3 protein-coding genes are annotated in these 2375 nt (G+C 71.2%); all 3 read left to right on the top strand.

The window, feature by feature from the left end:
* On the top strand, window positions 1–359 hold a 359-nt coding region (locus VJN29_RS05560), incomplete at its 5' end, for an IS607 family transposase (protein ID WP_324142591.1).
* 87 nt (window positions 360–446) lie between these two features.
* The gene (locus VJN29_RS05555; protein ID WP_324142590.1) at window positions 447–665 is read left to right on the top strand and encodes a hypothetical protein; all 219 of its coding nucleotides are present in this window, start codon (window positions 447–449) and stop codon (window positions 663–665) included.
* A gap of 326 nt (window positions 666–991) precedes the next feature.
* The coding region (locus VJN29_RS05550; protein WP_324142589.1) for a hypothetical protein at window positions 992–2375 on the top strand (1384 nt) is incomplete at its 3' end.

The raw sequence follows: 2375 nt of genomic DNA, 5'->3' as shown, positions 1-2375 counted from the left end.
GCGTGGAGGTCGAGGTCGGCTCCGGGATGAATGGGTGTCGCTCGAAGCTGCGCCGCCTGCTGGCCGATCCGAGGGTGACCATGGTCGTGGTGGAGCACCGGGACCGGCTGGCGAGGATGAACGCCGAGCTGGTGGAAGCGGCCCTTTCGGCGCACGGCCGGCGTCTGGTGGTGCTCGACGACGGTGAGGTCGACGACGATCTGGTGCGGGACATGCTGGAGGTGCTCACGTCGTTTTGCGCCCGGTTGTACGGTCGCCGTTCGGCCCGGAACCGGGCGCAGAAGGCGTTGCGCTGCGCGGAGCGCGACGTGGGGCCGAAGGCGTTGCCGTCACAGGCTGGTGGGAGCATGTCGTCATGAGCGCGCTCAGGAGCTTCCTGCCGGGCTGTCCGGAAAGAACCGCCTGGAGGCAGCCCGGCCTGCCGGGGGTAAGGCAAGCAGAGGGAGGTGAAGGACGTGGGCAGCGGCTATCGGATCGAGAGTGATCTGACCCTGTCTAGTGACTGGCTGCCATCGGACGCCTTCAGTCGGACATACACCGATCGTGCGGCGGCTGTTGCCACGGCCATCGAGGGCGTCGACGACCCGGCCATCCAGGAGGTCCGCGTTGTCGATGCGGGTACGGGGACCGTGGTGTGGCGGTCCACCGACGACGAGTACCAGTAGCACCGGTGCCTGGCAGGAGCGGGCAAGGCCGGGTGCGCCGCCGGCGTCTGCGCCCGCTCGCCGGGCCGTTGGTGGTCGCCCCGCCGGCGGGTGTGCGAGTGCGCACCCGGCTTGCGGTGTCAGCGGCGGACGCCACGGTGTTGCGAGCGGCGGGTAGGCATCTGGGTGTGCTGGCGGGTCGTGATCTGGCGTGGCGGTGCTCGCAGGGCCGCCTGGACGGCAGGGGCAAGCAGCAGTCTCGGACGGGGCGAAAGCAGGCGTTGACTGCCGCGTGCACGTCACGGTGGGCGGGGGCGATCACCCGCACCAGCGAGGACGGCTGGCGGTTGGCGGGGCGGAACCTGCTGGCCGAGCAGCGCAGTCTGCGAGCCCGGGTTGGGCGGCTGCGCCGGCGGCTGGTTGTCCCGGTCGGCGGCCGTCAGGGCCGGACGCGGGGGTATGCGACGCGGGACGAGCGGTGGGAGAAGCAGCGCCGCCTGCAGGTCCTGCAGACCCGTCTGCGGGTGGTGGAAGCCCGGCTGGCGCAGGGCACGATGTCGGTGTGTCGTGGCGGCCGACGGCTGGCCCGGGCCCGTCACAACCTTCAGGCGGCCGGTCTGGACGAGCTGGGTTGGCGCAGGCGGTGGGAGGCGGCCCGCCTGTTTCTGACCGCGGACGGCGAGGCGGACAAGCGGCTGGGGAACGAGACGATCCGCTGGGACCCCGCTGCGCAGACCTTGGAGGTCAGGCTCCCCCAACCGTTGGCTCAGCTGGCCAACGCCGCCCATGGCCGGTATCGGATCGGCCAGGTGCGCTTTCCCTACCGGGGCGAGGAGGTCGCCGCCCAGACTCGCACCGGCGCGGTCCGCTACGACATCAGTTACCACCCGGGCAAGGACCGCTGGTATCTGGACGCTTCGTGGATGACCATCCCCGAGCCGCCGGTCGAGCTCGACCAGCTACGCCACGGACCGGTGGTGGCAGTCGACGTGAACGCCGGCCATCTTGCCGCGGTCATGCTCGACCGGTCGGGCAATCCGGTGGGCGCACCGTGCACGGTCCCGCTCGACCTGGCCGGCGTGGCGGCTTCGGTCCGGGACGGCCGGCTGCGATCAGCCATCTCCGCGCTGCTTCGCCTCGCCAAACGGCACGGCGGGCAGGCGGTCGTGGTCGAGGATCTCGACTTTGCTGACGCCCGTGACGAGGGGCGGGAACGGTCCGGCCAGCGGCCGCAACGCGGCGGGCGGGGGCGTGCGTTCCGGCGGCAGGTGGCGGGTATCCCCACCGGCAAGTTCCGGCACCGGCTCGTCGAGATGGCCACCAACACCGGCCTGACCGTCATCGCCGTCGACCCGGCCTACACCAGCCGGTGGGGCGCCCAGCATTGGCTTCGCACATTGCAACAACAACAAAAGTTCTGCGCTGATGTGACCGGCCATCACGCGGCGGCCGTGATCATCGGCAGACGCGGGCTCGGACAGCGAGCACGGCGAAGGGAAAGGTGTGACCGAACCCCACCAGAGGATGGGGAACGGAGAGCTGCCAACCTGGCTGTGCGGCCCACACCGGCAGCCGCCGGTCTGCCCAGCCCGCGAACCAGGAAACCCGGGAACCGCAAGGCCCAAGGGCAGCCGCACCCGCGGCAGAGGACCCGACCGGCCGACCGATCACCCCCAGGCGACCAGGCGACCCAAGACCGTTCGGGGCCGCCCACCAGGCAGGACTCACTCC

The sequence above is a fragment of the Intrasporangium sp. genome (genome assembly GCF_035280925.1).
Taxonomy (GTDB): Bacteria; Actinomycetota; Actinomycetes; order Actinomycetales; family Dermatophilaceae; genus Intrasporangium.
This window is presented reverse-complemented; position numbering and strand designations above follow the sequence as displayed.